We start from the raw sequence: 23875 nt of genomic DNA on the forward strand, positions 1-23875 counted from the left end.
CAGCGGCGCGGGGACTCGCCTCGGGCGGGGCGCTGGGGCGGGCTATCGTGAAGTCATGCGCGACGATCTCGGTGCGGAGGTGCGGCTGTCCCGGCCCGTGGGCCGCGTGGTCTCGCTGGTCCCGTCGCTGACGGAGGCCATCGCGCACAGCTGCCCGGGGTTGCTCGTGGCGGCGACCGAATGGTGTACGCACCCAGCGGATCTGGCGGTCGAGCGGGTGCGGGGGACGAAGAATCCGAATGTGCGGCGGATCGTGGAACTCGCGCCCGATCTGGTGGTGTGCAATCAGGAGGAGAACCGGCGCATCGACGTGGATCGGCTGCGCGTCGCCGGAATACCCGTGTGGGTCACCAGGATTCGAACGTTGGACGAGGCATTCGATTCGCTGGCAAGGCTTTTCGAGGTCGCGCTCGGCGTCGGCCGCCCCGGCTGGCTGGACGAGGCCGAGCGGGCGTGGCGCGTCCCGGCTCCGAAACCGTTGCGGGACGCCGTGATTCCGATCTGGCGCAATCCGTGGATGGTCGTGGGGGCCGACACCTTCACCGCCGATCTGGCGGGCCGACTGGGTCTGCGGCTCGTGCACGCCGACCGGCCCGAACGGTATCCCCGACTGTCGGAGGACGAAGTGCGCGGCGGAGTGGAGTTGGCGGTCCTGCCCGACGAGCCGTACGTCTTCACCGCCGACGACGGCCCCGACGCCTTCCCCGGCATCCCGGTCGCGCTGGTGGAGGGTCGCAGCCTCACCTGGTACGGCCCGTCGCTGGTCACCGCGCGCGCCACTCTGACCGATCAGCTGGCGGGCGCCTTCGTGGCCTGAGGGCCGCTCAGCGCACCAGTCGCTCCAGCAATCCGGCCATCCGGGTGTAGGGGGCGGGCAGCAGGCGTTTGAGGTGCCAGATCGCCTTGGCCTCGAGCTGCGGCACGGCGTACAGCGTGCCGCGATCGACCGCGTCGAGGACATTGCGCGCGATGGCGTCGGGGGACCGGCCGGTCCAGCGCACCAGGCGTTCGCCGAGCCGCTCGGAGCTCGCGTCGGGGAACGAAACACTGTGCAGGATATTGGTTTTCACCGCGGTCGGGCACACCGCCGTGACGATCACGCCGGTGCCGGACAGTTCGGCGGCCAGCGTCTCCGACAGCGCCAGCACCCCGGCCTTGCTCACGTTGTAGGCGGCCATGCGCGGCGCGGTGCCGAACGCGGCGGCCGAGGCGGTGTTGACGATCGCGCCGCGCCCGGCCGCGCGCAGCCGGGGCGCGAAGACCTGACAGCCGTGCACGACACCCCACAGGTTCACGTCGAGCACCCGATGCCACTCCGGCAGCGGGACCACGCCGACCACCGAACCGGCCTGGGCGATGCCCGCGTTGTTGACGACGATGTCGGGCTCCCCGCCGAACCAGTCGCGGGCGGTGTCGGCCAGGGCGACGACCCGATCGCAGTCGGTGACGTCGCAGGCCACGCCGAGCGCCTCGCCCGGGGCCGCCGCCGCGGTCGCGCGGGCGCGGTCCTCATCGATATCGGCGCAGACGACGCGCCCGCCGCGCCTGCTCAACTCCAGCGCCAACGCGCGCCCGATGCCGCTACCGGCCCCGGTGATCACCGCGTCGGCGCGGTCGGTGCGACGGGGACGACGGAACGGATCGAACCGCATATGCCCTCCCGTCGCCGGAGACCGGATCTCCCCCATCAGACCCGCGGACCCCGGCGATGTCAACCTCACACGTTGCGGCGATACTGCCCGCCGACGGTGAAGAAGGTGTCGGTGACCTGCTGCAACGTGCACACCCGGGCGGCGTCCATGAGCACCTCGAAGACATTGTCGTCGGTGCGGGCGGCCGCCTCCAGCCGGGCCAGCGCGGCGTGCGCCTCGTCGCGGTGGCGGGTCCGGTAGTCGCGGGTGCGGTCGAGTTGGGACTGCTTCTCGGCTTCGGTGGCGCGGGCCAGTTCGAGTTCGAGTCGCGGGTCGCCGTGCGGATTGCGGAAGGTGTTGACGCCGATGATGGGCAGCGTGCCGTCGTGTTTGCGCTGTTCGTAGAGCATCGACTCGTCCTGGATGCGGCCGCGCTGGTACCCGGTCTCCATCGCGCCGAGCACGCCGCCGCGCTCGGAGATGCGCTCGAACTCGACGAGCACCGCCTCCTCGACCAGATCGGTGAGCTCGTCGATGATGAAGCTGCCCTGGAGCGGGTTCTCGTTCATCGCCAGGCCCCACTCCTTGTTGATGATCAACTGGATGGCCAGGGCGCGGCGCACCGAATCCTCGGTCGGGGTCGTCACCGCCTCGTCGTAGGCGTTGGTGTGCAGGCTGTTGCAGTTGTCGTAGATCGCGATGAGCGCCTGCAACGTGGTGCGAATGTCGTTGAAGCTCATCTCCTGTGCGTGCAGCGAGCGGCCCGAGGTCTGGACGTGGTACTTGAGTTTCTGCGAACGCTCGTTCGCCCCGTACTTGTCCCGCATGGCGATCGCCCAGATGCGGCGCGCGACCCGCCCGATGACCGAGTACTCCGGATCCATGCCGTTGGAGAAGAAGAACGACAGGTTCGGCGCGAACTCGTCGATGTGCATGCCGCGCGCGAGATACGCCTCCACATAGGTGAATCCGTTGGCCAGCGTGAACGCCAGCTGGCTGATCGGATTGGCCCCCGCCTCGGCGATGTGGTAGCCGGAGATCGACACCGAGTAGAAGTTGCGAACTCCGTTGCGCACGAACCATTCCTGGATGTCGGCCATCATGCGCAGGCTGAACTCGGTGGAGAAGATGCAGGTGTTCTGGCCCTGATCCTCCTTGAGGATGTCGGCCTGCACGGTGCCGCGCACGGTGGCGAGGGTGTCCGCGCGGATCGCGGCGGCCTCCTCGGCGCTCGGCTCGCGGCCCTCGGCGGCGGAGAAGCGTTGCAGCGCTTGGTCGATCGCGGTGTTGAGGAAGAACGCCAGGATGGTGGGCGCGGGCCCGTTGATGGTCATCGACACCGAGGTGGTCGGCGCGGTGAGGTCGAAACCGTCGTAGAGCGCCTTCATATCGTCGAGCGTGGCGATGGAGACGCCGGAGGTGCCGACCTTGCCGTAGATGTCGGGGCGTTCGGCCGGATCGTGGCCGTAGAGGGTCACCGAGTCGAAGGCCGTCGAAAGCCGTTTGGCCTCCGAATGTTCGGAGAGCACCTTGAACCGGCGGTTGGTGCGGAACGGGTCGCCCTCCCCGGCGAACATGCGCGCCGGATCCTCGTTGTCCCGCTTGAACGGGAACACGCCCGCGGTGAACGGGAAGCGGCCGGGCAGGTTCTCGGCGCGCAGGAAGCGGAGCAGTTCGCCGTGGTCGGTGAACCGCGGCAGGGCCACGCGCGGAATCGAGCTGCCGGACAACGAGTTTCGCCGCAGGGGGGTGCGCAATTCCTTGTCCCGCACGCGCACGACCTGCTCGTCGCCCCGATAGGATTCGGCGACCGACGGCCACTGGGCCAGCAGGTCGGCGTCGGCGGGAGCCAGCTCCTTGCGGGCCCTGTCGAGAAGGTCGGCGACGGCGGTGGCCGCGGACTCGTTCGACTCGTCGGCTGCGGCGGCGGTGAGTTCGCCCAGCACCTGCTCGAACCGCTGAACCCGTTGCGCCGCAAGGGTTTGCCGCGCCGTCTCGGCGTGGTAGCCGCGCACGGTGTCGGCGATCTCGGCGAGGTAGCGCACCCGGGCGGGCGGGATGACCTGGGCGAAGCGGGTGGAGACCTTGGTGTCGACGCGGGGCAGCACGCCCTGTTCGAGGGGCAGGCCGTGCGCGGCCAAGGCGGTGGCCAGATGTTGGTACAGCGCGGTGACGCCGTCGTCGTTGAAGGTGGCCGCGCTGGTGCCGAACACGGGCATGTCCTCGGGCGAGCTGCCGAACGCCTCCCGGTTGCGCACCAGCTGCCGCGACACGTCGCGCAGCGCGTCGGCGGCGCCGCGACGCTCGAACTTGTTGATGGCCACCACATCCGCGTAATCGAGCATGTCGATCTTCTCGAGCTGGGAGGCCGCGCCGAACTCCGGCGTCATGACGTACAGCGACACGTCGACGTGGTCGATGATGCCCGCGTCGCCCTGGCCGATGCCGGGGGTCTCCAGGATGACCAGGTCGTGGCCCGCCGCCTTGCACGCGAGGATCATCGCGTCGATGTTCGTGGGCAGTTCGTGCGCGCCGCGGGTGGCCAGCGAGCGGAAGTAGACGTGCTCGGAGTCGAGGGAGTTCATCCGGATCCGGTCGCCGAGCAGCGCGCCGCCGCCGCGTCGCCGGGTCGGATCGACGGCCAGGATCGCCACCCGCAGCTTGTCCTGCTGGTCCGACCGCAGGCGGCGCACGAGTTCGTCGGTGAGCGAGGACTTTCCGGAACCGCCCGTGCCCGTGATGCCGAGCACCGGCACCGAGCGCGCGGCGGCCGCGGCGGTCAGCGCGGCCAGATCCGATGCGGGCAGCGTGTCCTGTTGCAGGCAGGTGAGGGTGCGCGCGAGAGCGGTGCGCTCCCCGGCCAGCACGGCGTCCACGGGCGCGGGCTCGAGCGACAGGTCCACATCGCAGGTCTCGATGAGTTTGTTGATCATGCCCGGCAGGCCGAGCCGCTGCCCGTCCTCGGGCGAGAAGATCGTCACGCCCGCGTCGGCCAGTCGCGCGATCTCCTCGGGCACGATCACCCCGCCCCCGCCGCCGAAGATGCGCACGTGCCCGGCCCCCGCCTCCCGCAATGCCTGGGCGAGGTACTCGAAGTACTCGACGTGCCCGCCCTGGTACGAGCTGACCGCGACACCCTGCACGTCCTCGGTCAGCACGGCGTCGACGACCTCGCTCACCGCGCGGTTGTGGCCCAGGTGGATGACCTCGGCGCCCTGCGATTGCAGAATCCGCCGCATGATGTTGATCGCGGCGTCGTGCCCGTCGAACAGGGCGGCCGACGTCACGAAGCGGACGGGGTGGACGGGCGTGTGCAGTGCGGGGCGGTCGGCCATGGAATCCTCCGGCGAGTCCTTTGGCGCCCGATACTAGGACGTCAAACTAATTCTAGGGGTGAGTGGTGTCACAGCGCCAGCGGACTAGGTCGGGCTAGGTTCGGTTGGACGTCCAACTATCCTGCCGGGCGGCGAGCGAAGGGAGCGGTGTGAGCGACGACATGCTGATCGAGCGGCGGGACGGGCTCGGGCTGATCACGCTGAACCGGCCCAAGGTCATCAACGCGCTGACGCACGCGATGACGCTGGCGGTGCTGGACGCGCTGCGGGAGTGGGAGTCCGACGACGCGGTGCGCGCGGTCGTGGTGACCGGTGCGGGGGAGCGCGGCCTGTGCGCGGGCGGCGACCTCGTGGCCATCTACCAGGACGCGAAAACCGGTGCGGGCGGGCCGGATTCGCCGTCGGGGCGGTTCTGGCGCGACGAGTACACGCTCAACGCCTACATCGGGCGCTATTCGAAACCGTATGTCGTGGTGATGGACGGGATCGTGATGGGCGGCGGCGTGGGGCTGTCGGCGCACGGCAGTCATCGCATCGTCACCGAGCGGTCCGCGGTCGGAATGCCCGAGACCGGAATCGGTTTCGTGCCGGATGTGGGCGGGACGTATCTGCTCGCGCACGCGGCCGGGGAGATCGGCACGCACCTCGCGCTGACCACCGCGCGGATGGCCGCGGGCGACGCCATCGCCGCCGACTTCGCCGACTATTACGTTCCGGCACAAGACATTCCGGCGCTACTGGATGCGCTGCGCACCGCCGACCCGGAGATCGCCATCGCGAAATTCGCCCGGCCCGCGCCCGCCTCCGAGCTTGTGGCGCAACGGGATTGGATCGATGCGTGCTACGCGGCCGACACCGTGGCGGAGATCGTGGCCCGGCTGCGCGCGCACGAATCACCCGCGGCACGCCGCGCGGCCGAGGACATATCGGCGAAATCGCCGACCGCGGTGCAGGCCACCCTGCGGCTGCTGCGCCAAGCCCGCACGCTGGACAGCCTCGAGGAGGCGCTCAACGCCGAGTACCGGGCGACGGTCGCCGCGCTGGCCACCCACGATCTGGTCGAGGGCATTCGCGCGCAGGTGATCGACAAGGATCGCAATCCGCGCTGGGCGCCCGCTACCTCGGCCGAGGTGACGGCCGCGCAGGTGGACGCCTACTTCGCGGGGCTGGGCCAATTCGAGCTGAATCTCGCCGCGCCGCGCCTGGGCTATCGTCACCGGTAATCCGCCACCGATCGGGAGAGGGACAGTGACCGATTTCGAGACCATTCTGCTGGAGCGCAGGGACCGGGTGGCCCTGATCACGCTGAACCGGCCGAAGGCGCTCAACGCGCTCAATTCGCAAGTGCTCGTGGACATTACCGCCGCGCTCGACGAGCTCGAGGGCGACGCGGGCATCGGCGCGGTCGTGCTGACCGGTTCGGAGAAGGCGTTCGCGGCCGGGGCCGACATCAAGGAGATGCAGAGCAAGTCCTATATGGACATGTACCTGACCGATCATTTCGGCGGCTGGGACCGGCTCGCCGCGTTCCGCAAGCCGATCATCGCGGCGGTCGCGGGTTACGCGCTCGGCGGCGGCTGTGAGCTGGCGATGATGTGCGACATCCTGATCGCGGCCGATACGGCGAAGTTCGGTCAGCCCGAGATCAAGTTGGGCATCATTCCGGGGATGGGCGGTTCGCAGCGGCTCATTCGGGCCGTCGGCAAGGCCAAGGCCATGGATCTGATCCTCACCGGCCGGAATATGGACGCCGAGGAGGCCGAGCGGGCGGGGCTCGTGGCCCGGATTGTGCCCGCGGCCGAGCTGGTCTCGACCGCGCTCGAGGTCGCCGGGACCATCGCGAACATGTCGCTGCCCGCGGTGATGCTCGCCAAGGAGGCGGTGGGCCGGGCCGACGAGACCACGCTGTCGGAGGGGCTGCGGTTCGAACGGCGGGTGTTCCACTCGCTGTTCGCGACCGAGGATCAGTCCGAGGGCATGGCCGCCTTCGTCGAGAAGCGCGCGCCGAACTTCAGCAATCGCTGAAATCACTTGTGCGGCACGGTATTTCCCGGCGTGCCCGCGATCTCCATCGGGGACGCCGGGGTGCCGCCGGTGGTGGTCGGGGCGGGAGACTGCTTGTCGGTCATGAGAAGTCCGGCGACGGTGGCGCCGAGGGTCGCGGTGACCGCGAGGGCGGCCACCACCTTGCGCCTGGACACCGGCGCGGCGTTCGCGGGGCGCAGGGTCGGCATGCTCGCGAAGCGCACACCGCGCACGCGCCGGGCGGCGGGCAGCTGCGTGGCCATCAGGACCGCGCCGCGGGCGGAGACGAATTCCGGTTCCGGATCGTACATTTGGGGCAGATCGAGCAGTTGGCTCAGGGTCTCGCGGATACCCGGATTGCGGGTGCAGCCGCCGAGCAGGGCCAGCACCTGCGGCGCCACCCCGGCCTCATCGATCATCTGACGGACGTAGGACACCGAATGGTGGATGCCCGCGGCCACCAGATCGTTGAAATCGCTGCGGGTCAACACCATTCGCGATCCGGTCACCGGATCGGTCGTCGTCACCACCGGGGAGGCGGTGAGGGCCTCCTTGTAGCCGCGGGTGATCGTCTTGTCGACCTCGACGCCGCCGTGCGCGAGCCGCCAGCGCAGCAGATCGTCGTGGCTGTCGCCGCCGAGCACGGTGCTGTGCCGGGTCGACAGGATGGCGTCGGTGCGGCAGTCGGCCTCGGTGATGGTCAGGCCGGAGGCGCCCAGATCGTAGAGCACGACCGCGCCCTCGTCCGGAAGCCTGCCGGTGAAGCGGAGATACCGCAGCTGGGCGACCGGTTCGTCGACGATGGTGAGGCGGCTGCGGCCCGCCGCGGCGCGGATCGCCTCGGCGTGCCGGGGGCAGCGGCAGGTGACCGCGATCCCGGTGATGAATTCGTCGCGCTCGGTGGCCGCCTCGCGCATGAGCGTGATCGCCTGGAAGACAGGCTCCTCCACGCCGCCGCCCGCCCGCCGGGGAACCGTGCACCGATCGATGGGGGGCAGGTGCGGCTGGTCGGAGTGCGTGAGCATCGCGCGTGCGCCACCAGCGCCCGCCGACACCCCCAGGACCAGCACCATGGCTTCCATGGTGAACCTTTTGGGGCGCGATGGGAAGACGACGGGTCAGTAATGTCGCTGGGCGGATGCTGAACGGTTATGCGGTCAGGCCCAGCGGGTCGGCGTGTCGCCTGTGTCGAAGTCGCCCGCCGCCCGGCGGAATTCGGCGAGAAGTCGCAGCAGGAGCTGCAAACGTTCGGGCGGCAGCCCCGGATGCGCGAAAACCTTCGCGTTCAGGGCAGCGCTCGCGCGAGTCGCCAATTCGCGTCCGGCGTCGGTGATCTCGATCAAGGTTGCCCGGCGGTCGCTGGGATGGGGTACGCGCTTGACCAGATGCGCGGCTTCGAGGCGGTCCACGGTGTTGGTCACGCTGGTGGGATGCACCTGGAGGCGGGCGCTGGCGACGGCCATGGGCAGTGCGCCGGTCTTGCTGAAACTGAGCAGGGTCAGCAGTTCGTATCGGGAGAAGGTCAATCCGGACGGGCGCAGCGCCTCGTCCACCCGGGCCATCACGATCTGCTGCGCCCGCACCAGGGATGTCACCGCGGCCATCCCGTCGGCGACCTCGCCCCAACCGTGCGCGGCCCACTGCCGGTGGGCCTCCTCGATGGGATCCAGGGGAAGCGGGCGGGGCGTGGCCATGGGCCGAGTCTATTTGTTGTGTTCTCCGCTGTATCTAGGGGATTCCGGCGAGGCCCGAGAAATCCCTGGTCACAACGTGGTTGCGGTCGGTGACCGTGCCCAAGGTGTATTCGGGGAGCAGGCCGAAGTACTCCGAGCGGGTGCGGGTGCTCCAGCGGCGTGCGGCCGGGGTACGGGTTTTGTAGAAGTTGGCCTGGTAGCCGCCCTCGTGGATGCGGAGCAGGGTGTAGCCGCCCGGGTACTCCTTGACGGCGGCGACTTCGAGGAATTCGACGTTCAGCGGGATGTCGGGGCGGGTGCGGCGGTTGCGGTGGGTGTGGCCGCTGTGGTGCAGGAAGACGCCGGGGGTGTCGCGGTAGAGGGCGTGCAGGCGGGCGGCGTCCGGGCGGTTGAGGACGAAATCCGGTCCGGCGAGGTTGGTTACGCCGGATTCGAAGGTGACGGGGTGGTGGCCGAAGACGAGGGTGGGGCGGTCGGGGTCGGCCTTCAAGGTGGTGCGGAGGCGGTCGAACTGGTCGTCGTCGATGGTGCCGCCGGAGGTGTCGAGGGCGGTGGTGTCGAGGCCGATGAGGTGGAGGCCGCCGAGGTCGTGGTCGGTGAGTTCGCCTCGGGAAGTGAAGGATTCGGCCCAGCAGTCGTGGTGGTCTTCCTCGATCGGGCGGCAGGACTGGTAGTCCGGGCCGACGTGCGGACGGTCGTGGTTGCCTCGGGTGGCGAACCAGTCCTTGTTCTCGGTGCCCCAGGCGTCGAGGAGGCCGCGGACGGCGTGGGTCTGGTCCGGGGTGGCCTCCGCGGTGAGGTCACCGGCGAGGAGCAGGTGATCGGCTGTGCGGTCCGGGCGGCGGACGTCGTCGAGCAGGGCTGTGAGCATGACCTCCGGGTAGGGCGGGAGGCCCGGGTCCTGGCGGACGCCCGGGGGGAGTCCGGCGGCGATGAGTCCGCTGATCTCCTCGCCGAAGTGGATGTCGTTGCAGAGGGCGAGGGTGCGCAGGAGGCGGCCGGGTGGGGGTGTGAGGGTGGTGAAGGTGCCGGTGGTTTCGGGGGAGCCGGGGAGTCTGGTGGCGAGATTCTTTGCGGGGGTTGCGGTTACGCCGTTGGAGAGGGCCTCGAAGCGGTAGGGGCGGTTGGGGTCCAGGTTGGTGATCTCGGCGTAGTGGTAGGGGGTGGGGGTTTGGTCTTCGAAGACGGTTTTGGGTGTTGTGGGCGAATCCGCCGGGGCCAGGCGGACTTCGGTGTTCGCGGGGACCGGGGTGTGGTCGTGGGGGTCGAGGGTGGTCCAGGTGAGGATGGCGGTGGTGTCGGTGAGGGTGACCAGTTCGAGATCGGTGGCCTCCGGATTGGTTTGAGCGCGGGCGGTTCCGGGGGCGAGTAGGGGTGCGGTGGCCGCTATGGCCAGAGCGTTCAGGAAGCGGCGACGGTTGGGGCCGCAGCAGGTCATGGGATCTCCTCGCCCATCGGATGCGCCTTGTCCCCGTGGAGGATACGGCTCCTCCTTTCCCGCCACCTCCAAAAGCCGGACTGACCCCAGGTACGGCAGTACAGCCGCACCCTTAATTTGGATCCGCACCCGTTTCAGGGGTCTACAAGGGGTGCGGATTCGAATAAAGGGTGCGGCTGGGTTGGTACGGCACTTGGGGGGATCGGCAGTGCAGCCGCACCGCTTGTTTGGATCCGCACCCCTTCTGGGGGCCTGTAAGGGGTGCGGATTCGAATAAGGGGTGCGGCTGGGTTCGTTCGGCCCTTGGGGGTTCGGCAGGTGCAGCCGCACCCTTTGTTGGGATCGGCACCCTCTTCGGGGGGTTGTAAGGGGTGCGGATTTGAATAAGGGGTGCGGCTGGGTTGGCGAGCGTGGGGGTGTGGGGTTGGGGTTAGCGGTTGGCTAGTTCGGAGAGTTGGTAGGCGAGTTTGTGGCGGATGAGGGGGATTCGGGTTGCGGTGCGGATGAGGGTGTTTCGGAGGGTTCGGGCGGGGCGGGGGCGGAGGGTGGCCATGCGGGTCATGCGGTCGGTGAAGGTGACTACGCCGAGGGCTATGGGGCGGCGGCGGGGTTCGTAGTCGTCGAGGAGGGTGGTGGGGGCGTTGGCGCGGAGGACTTGGGAGAGGAGGGAGCCTAGGAGGGCGGCGTCCTGGATGCCGGTGTTCATGCCCTGGCCGCCGGCGGGGCTGTGGACGTGGGCGGCGTCGCCCGCGAGGAAGACGCGGCCCGCGCGGTAGTGGTCGGCGACGCGGTGGTGGACGCGGAAGCGGGAGCTCCAGAGGACCTCGTGGACGGTGGCGCCGGAGCAGCGGGCGTCGAGGAGGGTCTGGATCTGGTCGCGGGTGGGGTGTTCGGGGGCCTCGGCGACGGTGGCGACGACGCGGTAGCGGTCGCCGGTCTCGTCGGGGAGCGGGGCGACGACCGTGACGCCCTCGGGGGACAGGTGCAGGGAGACCTCGTCGCGGGGCGCGGGCCAGGTCATGCGGACATCGGCCAGTACGAAGGACTCGGGGTAGGTGGAGCCGGTGAAGCCGATCCCGGCCTGTTCCCGTACCAGGCTGTGCATGCCGTCCGTACCGATCACGTAGTCGGCCCGGATGCGGCCGGAAGTGCCTGCGGCGTCGGTGTATTCGACGGTAGCGCCCGTCTCGTCGGTGGTCACCGCGGTCACCTGATACGGCCGGTGCACGTCGCCGCCCGCCTTGCGGAGCCGGGCGAGCAGGACCGCCTCGGTGGTCTCCTGGCCGACCATGAGGGTGTAGGGGAATGCGGTCGGCAGATCGGCGAAGGAGACGGTGGCCAGCCGCTCGGCGCCGTCGTGCAGCACGAAGCGCGGCACCTCGATGCCCAGCTCGTGCAGTTCCTCGGCGATGCCGAACTCCTGGAGCACCTCCATCGTGCGGGCGTGCACCACGGCGGCGCGAGAGGTGTTGGCGCCCTCCGCGAGTCGGTCCAGGACCACCGCGTCGACACCCGCGTCGGCGAGCGCGGTGGCCGCGGTGAGTCCGGCGGGTCCGGCGCCGACGATGACGACCGAGGCGGTGGCGGGAAGAGTGCTCATGACCTGCTCCTCATGCTTGCCAACATTTGTTGGCCAACGGCTGTTGGCATCAACGATAAGACGGCGGTGGTGGCATGTCAACACTTGTTGGCCTACAGTTGTTGGCATGCCGCTCGAGACCACCCCCCGCCGTTCCGACGCCACCCGGGCCGCGATCCTCGACGCCGCGCGAAAACGCTTCGCCGAGGACGGTTTCCGCAAGGCGACGATCCGCGCGATCGCGGCCGACGCCGGGATCGATCCGTCCATGGTGATGCGCTACTACGGGAACAAGGAGGGTTTGTTCGCGGCGGCGCTGGATGTCGAACTGGAACTGCCCGATCTGGCCGCGGTCGACCCGGAGTCGTTCGGCGATGTGCTGGTGCGGCGATTCCTGGAACTGTGGGAGGAGTCGCCGGGCAATGAGATCCTGCTGACGTTGCTGCGCTCGGCGGTCACCGACGAGGCGGTGGTGGAGCGGATCCGGCAGGTGTTCGTCGGGCAGGTGATGCCGGTGGTGCTGCGCGTCGGTGACCCGGCCGACGCGCCCCGTCGGGCCGGTCTGATCGTCACGCAGATTCTCGGACTTGCCTTGTGCCGCTACGTGTTACGGCTGCCGCCGGTGGTCGCGCTGACCCCGGAGCGGATCCGGGCCGATATCGGCCCGACGATTCAGCGCTATCTCATTTCCGGTGACCGATGAGCAGCGTCTGCGTGCTGCGGCCGACCGCGCCCTTCTCGTCGAACAGCCGGGATTCCGCGAGTCCGGTGCCGTTGGGTTCGGGATAGGTGACGGCGTCGAGGCAGATCCATTCCCCGATCGGCTCGCGATGCAGGGTGACGGTGAGGTCGGTGTTGATGAACAGGTAGCTGTTCCAATCCAGTACCGTACTGATGCCGTTCCCGTGGTCGGCCGCGACGAGGGTGCGTTCGAGGGGGCTCGGGGTGGTTCCGGCGACGATGGGTCGGCGCAGGCGCAGCCAGCAGGTGGCGGGGCCGAGTTCGGCGAAATCGCCTGCGACGAAACGATATTCGATGCCCTGATGGAAGCCGACGTCGAACGCGGATTCGAAGTGGGTCTCCGCGGCGGCGGTGTCCGGGCCGGGGCGGGTCTCGTCGGCGACGATGCCGTCGGGCAGCTCGAGTTCCGGTTCGGCCTGCCGGATCCGCCAGGCGTTGGCCTTCAGCACCGGACCGCGTTCCGAACTCATGGTGGCCTCGATCAGCTCGACGCTGCGGCCGGGCCGGGTCACCTTCGCCTCGACGACGAGCGGGGCGAGCGGCACCGGCCCGAGGATCTCCACCGCCACCCGGGCGACGCGGAAGTTCTCGCGCGGTTCGCAGCGTTCGATGACATGTCCGAGCAGGGCCGAGGGCGGCCCGCCGTGCTGCGCGTCGGGGGACCACGGGCCGCGGGTCAGCTCGGTCGATTCGAACCGGGTGGGGTCCGAGGGGTCGGGCAGGTAGAACGCCTCCATGTGTCTTTCCTACCGCATGGGTCAGGCGTTGATCTCGATGACGCAGACGGTGTTGCCGTCGGGGTCGGTGTAAGGGGCCTTGCGTCCGGTCGCGCCGTCCGGGCCGACCGCGATGAGCGGCCCGTGTTCGATTCCGCGCGAACCGATTTCGGTGATCGCGGTGTCGAGATCGGCCACGGCCAGATTGACGACCGTGTACCCGGCCCGCGCTGGATCGACCAGGACGTAGAGCAACGCGGTGGGGGTCACCTGCCACATGGTCTCCTGGTCGGGGATGGCGAGGACGTCGGCCTCGCGGCCGAAGAGGCGGGTGTACCAGTCGACGGAGATGGGGAAGTCGCGGACGGGGACTGCGGTGAACATGTAGTCGATGTCCATGTGGTGGGGACGGTGGGGGAGAGGGGAATTCATCGGCTGACGGCCGATAGAATTTTCATCGGCTATGTGCTGAGTACTGTCAAGGGGGGATTGAGCGATGATCACTCGTACTAGTTGGGTGGCGAGTTGGTGGTGGGGGGTGCCGCATGCGGCGCCGCGTGCCGAGGTTGCGGGTGAGACCCTGGCTGCGCTGTTGGAGGTGCTTGCCGACGCGCGTCTGTCGAACGGCATTGTGCCGATCAAGGTGGGCCTATGGAAATCGGGTAGGAAGACACTGCCGGGGTGGAACACCGCCTTCCGGGTTGGAGGCGACTCGAGTTGCGCGGAGTTCGTGGAGATGATTCGACGCGATCGCTCCTACCGAGAAATCCACTCGATCAGTCTGTACGCGAGATGCTCTCCGGTGATATTTTCGGGCGACGAACTAGTGTATGAAGAAGATTCGATAGCGTTGTCGGTCGGCGTCAATGCTTCGCTCACCGGCGCCGAGCTACAGGCCAGGCTCTATGTTTTTTCGGACGCCTGGTTGGAGTTCGATTTGAAAGGGATGCCGCAGCCTTCGATATTCGCGGCGAACGCTCCGCGCCTGCGTGGCGTCCTGGAAAAATTCTCGGAATTTCTACAGGTCGAGGTGTACCCCAACGATCCGACACTGTTCGCTGTCCCGACCCAGGTTGGCGTTGACAACCATCGTCAGCTGTCCGGACAGGTTTCGGACGTCTGGTTCGACGAATGCAGTATGCGTGCCGATCGATTTCGGCGTCGACCTCATGGATATGCGGAAAGAATGCGAGCCGTGGCCGCCCGAAATGATTCCGTAACGGGGAGGTCCTCCGACGTGGTCCTGGGTGATGAAATCCTGGGCTGCATATGGGTTTCCGAAGAGGCCGAGGCGATTGGTTATGCGGCTAGGGATATCGAATCGGATCGCTGTTACTCGGCGGGTCTGGTATGGGTCGACCGGCTCGAGCGGGCATACCATTCGGGAATGGGGGCGCAGGAGGCTTTCGTGCATATGGCTGGGTTTCCGGCCGACCCTGTCGCAGGAGTTTTGAATACGCGGGCCGTGAGCAGCCGTATCGATGTTCTGGAATTGCTGGAATAGCCGAATCGCGTCGGTGGCAACACCATTCGCATCGGCGAGTGGGTTGCATCGGCCGTAGGGTGAGGGAATGTCGTCTCGTGATGCGGTGTACTCCGTGCGTGCGGCGGCCGTCGACGACCACGCGGCGGTCCTGGAACTCGCGGTCGCTTTCTATCGGGAGGAAGGCTTCGCGACCACTCCGGATGTGCTGGCGGCGAATCTCGGCACGCTCCTCTCCGCTCCACAGGCGCGGGTCGCGGTGGCGCTCGGCGACGGGGCTCGGGTCGGGTTCTGTGTCACCACGGCCAAGTTCGGGCTCGAGCAGGGGTGGATCGCGGAGCTCGAGGATCTGTATGTGCTGCCCGCGCGGCGGCGGCGAGGGATTGCGGAGGCTTTGATCGAGGACAGTGCGGGATGGGCGACCGAGCGGGGGTGTGGGGAGCTCGAGCTCGTGATCGCACCGCAGAGGCATGATGTGGCCGGGTTGCGGCGGTATTACGCGCGGCGGGGGTTTGTCGACGGTGGGCGGACGTTGCTCGGGCGGCCCTTGAAACCGGAAAGCCCCGGCCGATGAAAGATCGGGCGGGGCTTGGGGTTTGGAGTGCCCTCGGCAGGATTCGAACCTGCGGCCTTCTGCTCCGGAGGCAGACGCTCTATCCCCTGAGCTACGAGGGCGGGGTGGACCCGGTCGTCGTTGTTTGCACGTCGTCCGATCGGGCTGGGAAAGCGTATCGCATCGGGGGGCTGGAGCCAAAACCGTCACGGTCGGAGGCGGAACAGGGTGGTCCAGGGGGTGGGGGTGGCGGGGGGATCAGTTGAGGGGGAGGGGGGTGGTCTGGCGGGCGGTGAGCATTTGGGTCATGAGTTGGGATTCGCCGGTTTGGGTGGTGCGCATGCTGGTGGCCAGGGAGCGGACGGCGTCGGTGTCGGCGTGGGTGGTGGCGTAGTCGATCATCGACAGGCCGCCCTGGTGGTGGCGGAGCATGAGTTGCAGGAACAGGGTGTCCTGGGCGGGGCCGGTGAGGTTGCGGAGTTGTTCGAGTTCCTGGGGGGTGGCCATGCCGGGCATGGTGGCGACGGGGCCGGACATCTGGTGGGTCGTGCCGTGGTCGTGGCCGCTCATGGGCTCGGTCATCCAGGCCATGTAGCCGTCGGCGGCGGCAATCGGCTTGCCCCACAATTGAAGCCAGCCCTGCATGCGGCCCGCCTGGTTGGACTGGGTGGTGAGGATGTCGTAGGCGAGCCGCTTCACGTCCGGATCGCTGCCGCCCGCGACCTCGAGCCCGGCCATCTGGACGGCCTGGGCGTGATGCACCGACATGTCCTGGCAGAAGCCGGTGTCCACCGCGCCGGGCGCGGCATCGGTGTGGCGCTGCAACGGGATTCGGGCGATCACGCCGATGGCCACGCCGACGAGCAGGACGGCGACCGTCGCGAGGACGACGGTCGCCGTGCGCTGCCGTGATCCGGGGGCCGTCACTGACCCGGGACTCCGGGCATTCCGGGCAGGCCGGGGATTCCCGGGATGCCGCCGGGCAGGCCGCCCATGCCCTCGCTGGCGTCGGGGGTCAGGCCCTTGCCGTCCATCGGCACCGCGTCGGGGCCGGGGGGAGTGGGATCGAACGGCGGCGGGTTGTTCGCATCGAACGTCGGGTTGTCGCACGCCGCACCGACTTCCGGGTAGGCGTACTGGTTCATCCGCAGCGCGGTGATGAACTCGCCGATGCGCTTGTCGTCGGCGCTGTCCAGCTTGAGCTGATGGCCCCACGACTGCAACGAGATCGGCTTGTCCAGGCCCGGGTACGGCGACATGAGCATGGCGGGCTTGTTCTGCACCTTCTGCTTCAGCTTGTCGAGCGCGTCGCCGGTGACCTGATCGGGGTTGTAGGCGATCCACACCGCGCCGTGCTCGAGCGCATGCACCGCGTTCTCGGTGCGCATGGCCTTGGCGTAGACCACGCCCGTGCAGGCCGCCCACGACTCGTCGTGCGGGCCGCCCATCGGCGGGCTCATGTCGTAGGCCACCCGCTGCGGGGCGCGCACGTGCAGGCCCGCGGGGTAGTCCTTCTTCACCACGCCCGCGATCTCGGTCGACGGATCCTTCTTCTCGGCGGTCGGGGTGAACTTCTCCGCGTCCGCCTTCTCCTGGTACTTCGGCACCAGGTACACCGCCAGGGCGGCGATGAGGGCGATGATCACGACGGCTGCGCCGACGGTCGCCCAGGGGATCCGGTTACCCAGTGGCGTCTTGCCCTTGTTCGTGCCCCCGCCTTTGCGGGCCGGGCCCGTCTTGGCGGCGGCACGAATCGCCTTGGCGGACTTCGCGCTGGTGTTCGGCATCGCTGATGTGCTCTCTTCGACATGTCGGACGGTCCCGCAATGCGGCAAGCTGGTGTCACCGGCCCGGTTTGCTGGGTGCCTGCCCAGAGGTGCCCGATGGCGGCGTACGCCTGCTCAGACCATAGGATAGAGACTCGTGACTCCAGCTGACCTTGCAGATCTCCTTCGCGCCACCGCCGCGAAGGTGCTTGTCGAACGTGGATCGGACCCTGCGGTCCTGCCCGACGAGGTCAAGGTGGAGCGTCCCCGCAACCCGGAACACGGTGACTATGCCACGAATGTGGCCATGCAGGTGGGTAAGAAGGCCGGACTGAATCCGCGCGAGTTGGCCGGGCTGCTCGCCGAGGCGCTGGCCGCCAACGACGGCATCGAGTCCGCCGATGTGGCGGGGCCGGGGTTCCTGAACATCCGGCTGGCGGCCGCGGCGCAGGGCGCGATCCTCGAGCAGATCCGCGCGGCGGGCGCGGGCTACGGCAGCGCGAGCACGCTGGCCGGGACCAAGATCAATCTGGAGTTCGTCTCCGCCAACCCGACCGGTCCCGTCCATCTGGGCGGCACCCGCTGGGCCGCGGTCGGCGACGCGCTCGGCCGCATCCTCGCCAGTCAGGGCGCGGAGGTCACCCGCGAGTACTACTTCAACGACCACGGCGCGCAGATCGACCGGTTCGCCGAATCGCTGGTCGCCGCGGCCACCGGCGCGCCGACGCCGGAGAACGGCTACGCCGGGGCCTACATCGCCGAGATCGCCGAGCGGATCACGACCGCGCATCCCGACGCGGTGACTCTGCCCGACGACGAGCGGCACGAGCTGTTCCGTCGCGAGGGCGTCGAGCTGATGTTCGACCACATCAAGCGGACCCTGCACGAGTTCGGTACGGAATTCGACGTCTACTTCAACGAGAGTTCGCTGTTCGCCTCCGGCGCGGTCGACGAGTCGGTGGAGCGGCTCAAGGCCATGGGCAAGCTGTACGAGAAGGACGGGGCGTGGTGGATCGCCTCCTCCGAGTACGGCGACGATCAGGACCGCGTGGTCATCAAGAGCGACGGCAAGGCCGCCTACGTCGCCGGTGACATCGCCTACTACCTGGACAAGCGCGCCCGCGGCTTCGATCTGTGCATCTACATGCTCGGCGCGGACCACCACGGCTACATCGGGCGACTGAAGGCGATCGCGGCGACCTCCGGCGACGATCCGAGCACCGTCGAGGTGCTGATCGGCCAGATGGTGAACCTGGTGCGCGACGGCAAGGCCGTGCGGATGAGCAAGCGCGCGGGAACCGTTGTGACACTGGACGATCTGGTCGAGCTGATCGGCGTCGACGCCGCCCGCTACTCGCTGGTGCGCAGCTCGGTCAACACCAGCATGGACATCGACCTCGACGTCTGGACCAAGCAGAGCAACGAGAACCCGGTCTACTACGTGCAATACGCGCACGCCCGCACCTGCGCGGTCGGCCGCAACGCCGCCGATCTCGGATTCGCCGGTGTCACACCGGATCTCGCGCTGCTGACCGCCGACGAGGAGGGGGAGCTCATCCGCACGCTGGGCGAGTACCCGGCCGTCGTCGCGAGCGCGGCGACGCTGCGGGAGCCGCACCGCGTGGCCCGCTACCTCGAGGAACTGGCCGGGGCCTACCACCGGTTCCAGACCAACAAGACGCTGCGCATCCTGCCGCAGGGCGACGATCCGGTCACCCCGGTCAACGCCGCGCGTCTGGAACTGGTCAACGCCACCCGTCAGGTACTCGCCAACGGCCTCGGGCTGCTCGGCGTCGACGCACCGGAGCGAATGTGATGAGCGCCCACCCCGCCGGACCCCGGCACGCCGAGATCCCGCACGCGCCGAATCTCCCTGAGCGCCCGCGTGATCCGGTTCTGATGATCGATCTGCCCGCCGCGGTGTGGCCACGAAACGCCACGCGTGGCGACGACGGCGTGGTACGGCTGGCGGGCGTCCCGGTCACGGAGCTGGCCGAGGAGTTCGGCACGCCGCTGTTCGTGGTGGACGAGGACGACTTCCGGTCGCGCTGCCGCGATATGGTCCGCGCGTTCGGCGCGAACGCGCGAGTTCACTACGCCTCCAAGGCATTTCTGTGCGGTGAGGTCGCCCGGTGGGTGCGCGACGAGGGCCTCTCGCTGGACGTCTGCTCCGGCGGCGAGCTGGCGGTGGCGCTGCACGCGGGCTTCCCGGCGAATCGAATCGCGTTGCACGGCAACAACAAATCGGTCGCCGAGCTGGAGGCCGCGGTCGCCGCGGGGGTGGGCCACGTGGTGGTCGACTCGCTGATCGAGATCGACCGGCTCGAGGCCGTGGCCGGGCGCGCCGGAGTGGTGCAGGACGTGCTGGTGCGCGTCACCGTCGGCGTGGAAGCCCATACGCACGAATACATCTCGACCGCGCACGAGGATCAGAAGTTCGGCTTCTCGATCTCCGGCGGCGACGCCCTCGAGGCGCTGGCGCGGGTGTTCGAGGCGGACAATCTGCGGCTGGTGGGCCTGCACAGCCACATCGGTTCGCAGATCTTCGACATCGACGGATTCGAGATCTCCGCGCGGCGCATGCTGCGGCTGCTGCGCGACGCCATCGACAAGTTCGGCGCGGAGCGCACCGCGCAGATCCACACGCTGGATCTCGGTGGGGGACTGGGCATCTCGTATCTGCCGAGCGACGATCCGCCGCCGCTGGACGAGTTCGCGGCCAAGGTGCGCGATCTGGTAAGCGCGGAGGCCGCGCAGATCGGCCTGCCCGTCCCGACCCTCGCGGTCGAACCGGGCCGGGCCATCGCCGGTCCCGGCACGGTCACCCTCTACGAGGTCGGCACCATCAAGGATGTGACCCTCGACGCGGGCGCGCGGCGGCGTTACGTCAGCGTCGACGGGGGTATGAGCGACAACATCCGGCCCGCGCTGTACCAGGCCGAGTACGACTGCCGCCTGGTCTCGCGCGGCAGCGACTCCGGTCCGGTGGTGGCGCGCGTGGTCGGAAAGCATTGTGAGAGCGGCGATATCGTCATCAGGGACACCTGGCTGCCCGACGACGTCGGGCCGGGCGATCTGATCGCGGTGGCGGCCACGGGCGCCTACTGCTACTCGATGTCGAGCCGGTACAACCTGCTCACCCGCCCGGCCGTGGTGGCCGTGCGGGACGGGCGGGCACGGGTGATCCTGCGCCGGGAGACGGTGGCGGATCTGCTGAGTTTGGAGGTGGAGCCATGACCGGGGCCGGGAACAGGGCGGTGTTCGGATCCGACCATCCGATCGGGGTCGCGGTCCTGGGCATGGGCAATGTCGGCACCGAGGTCGTGCGGATCCTGCGCGAGCACGCCGACGATCTGCGCTCGCGCGTCGGCGCGCCCGTGGTGTTGCGCGGAGTCGCGGTGCGGCGCACCGACATCGATCGCGGCATTCCCGCCGACCTGCTGACCACCGACGCCGAGGCGCTGGTGCGGCGCGACGACGTGGACCTCGTCGTCGAGGTGATGGGCGGTATCGATCCGGCGCGCGGGCTCATCCTGGCGGCGCTGAACGCGGGCAAGTCGGTGGTGACCGCCAACAAGGCGCTGCTGGCCGACTACACCGCCGAACTGGCCCGGGCCGCCGAGCGCAGCCGCGCCGATCTGTACTTCGAGGCGGCCGTCGCCGGGGCGATTCCCGTGGTGCGCCCGCTGATCCAGTCGCTGTCCGGCGATCGGGTGAACCGGGTGGTCGGAATCGTCAACGGCACAACGAATTTCATCCTGTCGGCGATGGACGAGACCGGCGCGGACTACGGCGACACGCTGGCGGAGGCGACCCGGCTGGGCTACGCCGAGGCCGATCCGACCGCGGACGTCGAGGGCTACGACGCCGCGGCGAAGGCCGCCATCCTGGCCTCGCTGGCCTTCCACACCCGGGTCACGGCGGCCGACGTGTACCGCGAGGGCATCTCGAAGATCACCGCCGAGGATCTGGAAACCGCTGCGGCCGTGGGCTGTACGGTCAAACTGCTGGCGATCTGCGAACGCGTGCCCGCCGGGCCGGGGGAGCCCGGACCCGCCGAGGGCGGCAAGGAACGCATCTCGGTGCGGGTGTATCCGGCGCTCATCCCGCGCCGGCATCCGCTCTCGGCGGTCACGGGCGCGTTCAACGCCGTGGTCGTGGAGGCCGAGAACGCCGGGCGACTGATGTTCTACGGGCAGGGTGCGGGCGGTGCGCCGACCGCGTCGGCGGTGATGGGCGATGTGGTGATGGCCGCGCGCAACAAGTTCTACGGTGGTCGCGCGCCGGGCGAATCGGTCTATGCTGAGCTGCCGATCGCGCCGATCGGCGACACGCCGACCCGCTACCACGTGAACCTGAAGGTCGCCGACCGCACGGGGGTGTTGCAGGCGGTGTCCGGCGAATTCGCCGAACACGGCGTGAGCATCTCGACGGTCCGCCAGGAGGGACACGACGAGGGCGCCCGGCTCGTCGTGGTCACCCACCACGCGGCGGAGTCGGCGCTGGCCGATACGGTGGCCGCACTGGCCGAGTTGGAATCCGTCACGTCCGTGACCAGCGTCCTGAGATTGGAAGGCACCGAGGAATGAGTACGACGGGAGTGCCCGTGCATCGCGCGTGGCCCGGCTTGATCGCGGCCTATCGCGAGCGATTGGCGGTGGGCGCCGACTGGGAGCCCGTCACGCTGTTCGAGGGCGGTACGCCGCTGGTGCCCGCCCGCCACCTGTCCGAGCTGACCGGGTGCGAGGTGTACCTCAAGGTCGAGGGCGCCAACCCGACCGGTTCCTTCAAGGACCGCGGCATGACCATGGCCATGACCGACGCCAAGGCGCGCGGGCAGCGGGCCGTGCTGTGCGCGTCCACCGGCAACACCTCGGCCTCGGCGGCGGCCTACGCCACCCGCGCGGGTATGCACTGCGCGGTGCTGATCCCGCAGGGCAAGATCGCGATGGGCAAGCTGGCGCAGGCGGTCATGCTGGGCGCCAAGATCATTCAGGTACAGGGCAACTTCGACGACTGCCTCGAGCTGGCCCGCAAGGTGACCGCGGAATTCCCGCAGGTCGGCCTCGTCAACTCGGTCAACCCGGCGCGCATCGAGGGACAGAAGACCGCGGCCTTCGAGATCTGCGACGTGCTCGGCCGGGCGCCGGACGTGCACGCGCTGCCGGTCGGCAACGCGGGCAACATCACCGCCTACTGGCGCGGCTACAGCGAGTATCACGCCGACGGCGTCACCGGATCGCGCCCGCGCATGCTGGGTGTGCAGGCCGCGGGGGCCGCGCCGCTGGTCAACGGGGCCCCGGTCAAGGATCCCGAGACCATCGCCACGGCCATCCGGATCGGCGCGCCCGCGTCCTGGAACGGCGCGGTGACCGCGAAGGAGGAGTCGGGCGGGGCGTTCCGCGCGGCCACCGACGACGAGATCCTCGCCGCGTACCGCCTGGTCGCGGGGCGCGAGGGCGTCTTCGTCGAACCCGCCTCGGCGGCGAGTGTGGCGGGGCTGCTGGCCGCGCGCGCCGAGGGCTGGCTCGAACCCGGGCTGACCGTGGTGTGCACGGTGACCGGCAACGGCCTCAAGGACCCCGACACCGCGCTGTCGGGGATGCCGGAGGTGCAGGCGATCGGGGTGGATCCGGTGGCGGTGGCCCGCGAGCTGGAGCTGGCCTGAGTTGAGCTCGCGCGAAGGTCAATTGATGACCAGGACCCTGCCGCCGGGGATCACGGTCACCGCCCGGGTTCCGGCGTCGAGTGCCAATCTGGGGCCCGGTTTCGACTCGCTCGGGGTCGCGTTGGGGTTGTACGACGAAATCGTCGTGCGCACCACCGATTCCGGCCTTACCATCCGAGTGGAGGGTGAGGGCGCCGACGACGTCCCTTGGGGCCCTTCGCATCTGGTGGTGCGCGCGATCGAGCGCGGCCTGGAGTCGGCGGGCGTCTGGGCCGACGGCCTGGATGTGGTGTGCCACAACGTGATTCCGCACTCACGCGGGCTCGGTTCGTCCGCCTCGGCGGTGGTCGGCGGGCTCGCCGCCGGGCGCGGTCTGGCCGCCAAGTTCGACGCGTCGCTGGTCTGCGACGACGACGAATTGGTCCAGCTGGCTTCGGAATTCGAGGGACATCCCGACAACGCGGCCGCCAGCGTCCTGGGCGGCATCGTGGTGTCGTGGACCGAGGACGCCGCCGATCCGGCGGCCGACCACCATCTGCGGACCTACCGGGCGGTGCGGTTGGACCCGCATCCCGCGCTGTGCGCGACCGTGCTCATCCCCGAGGAGCGTTCGGCCACCGCGCACACCCGCGGCCTGCTGCCCGAACTGGTGCCGCACGGGGACGCGGCCTTCAACGTCAGCCGCGCCGCGCTGGCGGTGGTCGCGCTGACGCAGCGGCCCGACCTGCTGCTTCCCGCCACGGCCGACCGGCTGCATCAGGGGTATCGATCCGCCGCGCTGCCGCTGACGACCGAATGGGTGGGGCTGTTGCGCGAGGCGGGAATCGCGGCGACCGTGTCGGGGGCGGGCCCGACCGTGCTCGCCTTCAGCCTCGGGGAATTGCCCTCCGAGCTGCGCGAACGCGCGTCCCGCGCGGGCCTTCGAGTGGTGTCACCGACCATTTCCGACGGCGTCCGGGTGGATTGACGGCGCGCCTGCCTTGCTGAGGTGAAAAGTGAGAGCTATCCTGGGCACGTCCGTACATCGTGCGCGTCATGTCGCCGGTGCTTCATCAGGGCAATCGCTCCAGCAGGCTCCTTGCTCAGGCTCGGGACACGAGTCTCGGACTTATGGGGAAAGCAACTGGAATGATCTCTCCCACCTTTGTGAACCGGTGGTCGAAGCCCAGGTGGTGACGACCGGCCGGTCCGGCGGGGCAGGCGATACGGCATCCGAGCTCGGCGCAATGACCGGGCTTCGGGACGA

21 protein-coding genes and 1 tRNA gene are annotated in these 23875 nt (G+C 69.0%); 11 read left to right on the top strand and 11 right to left on the bottom strand.

What is annotated here, in order from left to right:
- The first annotated feature begins 55 nt into the window (after window positions 1–55).
- A complete protein-coding gene (locus tag ACWDSJ_RS23015; protein ID WP_450034153.1) occupies window positions 56–817 on the top strand; it encodes a helical backbone metal receptor in 762 nt (253 codons plus the stop codon).
- 7 nt (window positions 818–824) lie between these two features.
- On the opposite strand, the gene ACWDSJ_RS23020 is transcribed toward ACWDSJ_RS23015, so the two are convergent.
- Both ACWDSJ_RS23020 and icmF read right to left on the bottom strand, forming a co-directional pair.
- Window positions 825–1652 (bottom strand): SDR family NAD(P)-dependent oxidoreductase, encoded by an 828-nt coding sequence (locus tag ACWDSJ_RS23020; protein WP_450034154.1) that lies wholly within the window; start codon window positions 1650–1652, stop codon window positions 825–827.
- A gap of 65 nt (window positions 1653–1717) precedes the next feature.
- Complete coding sequence (icmF, locus tag ACWDSJ_RS23025) at window positions 1718–4966, bottom strand: fused isobutyryl-CoA mutase/GTPase IcmF (protein WP_450034155.1); 3249 nt, start codon at window positions 4964–4966, stop codon at window positions 1718–1720.
- Window positions 4967–5127: 161 nt separating this feature from the next.
- Between icmF and ACWDSJ_RS23030 the strand changes: the two genes are divergently transcribed.
- Window positions 5128–6189 (top strand): enoyl-CoA hydratase/isomerase family protein, encoded by a 1062-nt coding sequence (locus tag ACWDSJ_RS23030; protein WP_450034201.1) that lies wholly within the window; start codon window positions 5128–5130, stop codon window positions 6187–6189.
- A 25-nt stretch (window positions 6190–6214) separates the two neighbouring features.
- Window positions 6215–6991: an enoyl-CoA hydratase gene (locus ACWDSJ_RS23035; RefSeq protein ID WP_387362325.1), complete on the top strand. Its 777-nt coding sequence runs from the start codon at window positions 6215–6217 to the stop codon at window positions 6989–6991.
- Between the two features lie 2 nt (window positions 6992–6993).
- Here the strand turns inward: ACWDSJ_RS23035 and ACWDSJ_RS23040 are convergent, their stop codons facing one another.
- From ACWDSJ_RS23040 to ACWDSJ_RS23055, 4 genes are all read right to left on the bottom strand, one after another.
- Window positions 6994–8064 carry an Hsp70 family protein gene (locus tag ACWDSJ_RS23040; RefSeq protein ID WP_450034157.1) on the bottom strand — a complete coding sequence of 357 codons (1071 nt, stop codon included), beginning with the start codon at window positions 8062–8064 and terminating at the stop codon, window positions 6994–6996.
- A gap of 84 nt (window positions 8065–8148) precedes the next feature.
- Window positions 8149–8685: a MarR family winged helix-turn-helix transcriptional regulator gene (locus tag ACWDSJ_RS23045; RefSeq protein WP_450034158.1), complete on the bottom strand. Its 537-nt coding sequence runs from the start codon at window positions 8683–8685 to the stop codon at window positions 8149–8151.
- A 34-nt stretch (window positions 8686–8719) separates the two neighbouring features.
- The gene (locus tag ACWDSJ_RS23050) at window positions 8720–10123 is read right to left on the bottom strand and encodes a metallophosphoesterase (RefSeq protein WP_450034159.1); all 1404 of its coding nucleotides are present in this window, start codon (window positions 10121–10123) and stop codon (window positions 8720–8722) included.
- A gap of 430 nt (window positions 10124–10553) precedes the next feature.
- Window positions 10554–11723 carry an FAD-dependent monooxygenase gene (locus ACWDSJ_RS23055; RefSeq protein WP_450034160.1) on the bottom strand — a complete coding sequence of 390 codons (1170 nt, stop codon included), beginning with the start codon at window positions 11721–11723 and terminating at the stop codon, window positions 10554–10556.
- Window positions 11724–11829: 106 nt separating this feature from the next.
- On the opposite strand from ACWDSJ_RS23055, the gene ACWDSJ_RS23060 reads away from it, so the two are divergent.
- A complete protein-coding gene (locus tag ACWDSJ_RS23060; protein WP_450034161.1) occupies window positions 11830–12405 on the top strand; it encodes a TetR/AcrR family transcriptional regulator in 576 nt (191 codons plus the stop codon).
- Here the strand turns inward: ACWDSJ_RS23060 and ACWDSJ_RS23065 are convergent.
- A complete protein-coding gene (locus ACWDSJ_RS23065; protein ID WP_450034162.1) occupies window positions 12386–13180 on the bottom strand; it encodes a thioesterase family protein in 795 nt (264 codons plus the stop codon). The two genes, ACWDSJ_RS23060 and ACWDSJ_RS23065, sit on opposite strands and share 20 nt — an antisense overlap.
- A gap of 21 nt (window positions 13181–13201) precedes the next feature.
- Complete coding sequence (locus ACWDSJ_RS23070; RefSeq protein ID WP_450034163.1) at window positions 13202–13558, bottom strand: VOC family protein; 357 nt, start codon at window positions 13556–13558, stop codon at window positions 13202–13204.
- A 97-nt stretch (window positions 13559–13655) separates the two neighbouring features.
- On the opposite strand from ACWDSJ_RS23070, the gene ACWDSJ_RS23075 reads away from it, so the two are divergent.
- Together ACWDSJ_RS23075 and ACWDSJ_RS23080 are read left to right on the top strand one after the other, a co-directional pair.
- Complete coding sequence (locus ACWDSJ_RS23075) at window positions 13656–14663, top strand: hypothetical protein (RefSeq protein ID WP_450034164.1); 1008 nt, start codon at window positions 13656–13658, stop codon at window positions 14661–14663.
- Between the two features lie 67 nt (window positions 14664–14730).
- Entirely contained in the window at window positions 14731–15216 is a 486-nt protein-coding gene (locus tag ACWDSJ_RS23080; protein ID WP_450034166.1) for a GNAT family N-acetyltransferase, read from the top strand.
- Window positions 15217–15244: 28 nt separating this feature from the next.
- Here the strand turns inward: ACWDSJ_RS23080 and ACWDSJ_RS23085 are convergent.
- The 3 genes from ACWDSJ_RS23085 to ACWDSJ_RS23095 all read right to left on the bottom strand — a co-directional run bounded on the left by ACWDSJ_RS23085 (window position 15245) and on the right by ACWDSJ_RS23095 (window position 16982).
- A tRNA-Arg gene (locus tag ACWDSJ_RS23085) sits at window positions 15245–15317 on the bottom strand.
- Between the two features lie 136 nt (window positions 15318–15453).
- The gene (locus ACWDSJ_RS23090; RefSeq protein WP_450034168.1) at window positions 15454–16122 is read right to left on the bottom strand and encodes a DUF305 domain-containing protein; all 669 of its coding nucleotides are present in this window, start codon (window positions 16120–16122) and stop codon (window positions 15454–15456) included.
- Window positions 16119–16982, bottom strand: coding sequence for a DUF3105 domain-containing protein (locus ACWDSJ_RS23095; protein ID WP_450034170.1), 864 nt, complete (start codon window positions 16980–16982; stop codon window positions 16119–16121). The genes ACWDSJ_RS23090 and ACWDSJ_RS23095 overlap by 4 nt, the downstream gene beginning before the upstream one ends.
- Before the next feature lie 136 nt (window positions 16983–17118).
- Here ACWDSJ_RS23095 and argS point away from each other — a divergent pair, with 136 nt between their 5' ends.
- Genes argS through thrB form a run of 5 tightly spaced genes read left to right on the top strand, consistent with a single transcriptional unit; the run spans window position 17119 to window position 23596 of the window.
- The gene (argS, locus tag ACWDSJ_RS23100) at window positions 17119–18777 is read left to right on the top strand and encodes an arginine--tRNA ligase (protein ID WP_450034171.1); all 1659 of its coding nucleotides are present in this window, start codon (window positions 17119–17121) and stop codon (window positions 18775–18777) included.
- Window positions 18777–20198, top strand: coding sequence for a diaminopimelate decarboxylase (gene lysA, locus ACWDSJ_RS23105; protein ID WP_450034172.1), 1422 nt, complete (start codon window positions 18777–18779; stop codon window positions 20196–20198). The genes argS and lysA overlap by 1 nt, the downstream gene beginning before the upstream one ends.
- Window positions 20195–21550, top strand: coding sequence for a homoserine dehydrogenase (locus ACWDSJ_RS23110; RefSeq protein ID WP_387371122.1), 1356 nt, complete (start codon window positions 20195–20197; stop codon window positions 21548–21550). The genes lysA and ACWDSJ_RS23110 overlap by 4 nt, the downstream gene beginning before the upstream one ends.
- Window positions 21547–22629 carry a threonine synthase gene (thrC, locus tag ACWDSJ_RS23115; RefSeq protein ID WP_450034174.1) on the top strand — a complete coding sequence of 361 codons (1083 nt, stop codon included), beginning with the start codon at window positions 21547–21549 and terminating at the stop codon, window positions 22627–22629. The genes ACWDSJ_RS23110 and thrC overlap by 4 nt, the downstream gene beginning before the upstream one ends.
- 25 nt (window positions 22630–22654) lie before the next feature.
- Window positions 22655–23596, top strand: a complete 942-nt coding sequence (thrB, locus tag ACWDSJ_RS23120; RefSeq protein WP_387371126.1) for a homoserine kinase — start codon at window positions 22655–22657, stop codon at window positions 23594–23596.
- Window positions 23597–23875 lie beyond the last annotated feature (279 nt).

Source organism: Nocardia sp. NPDC003482 (genome assembly GCF_053588115.1).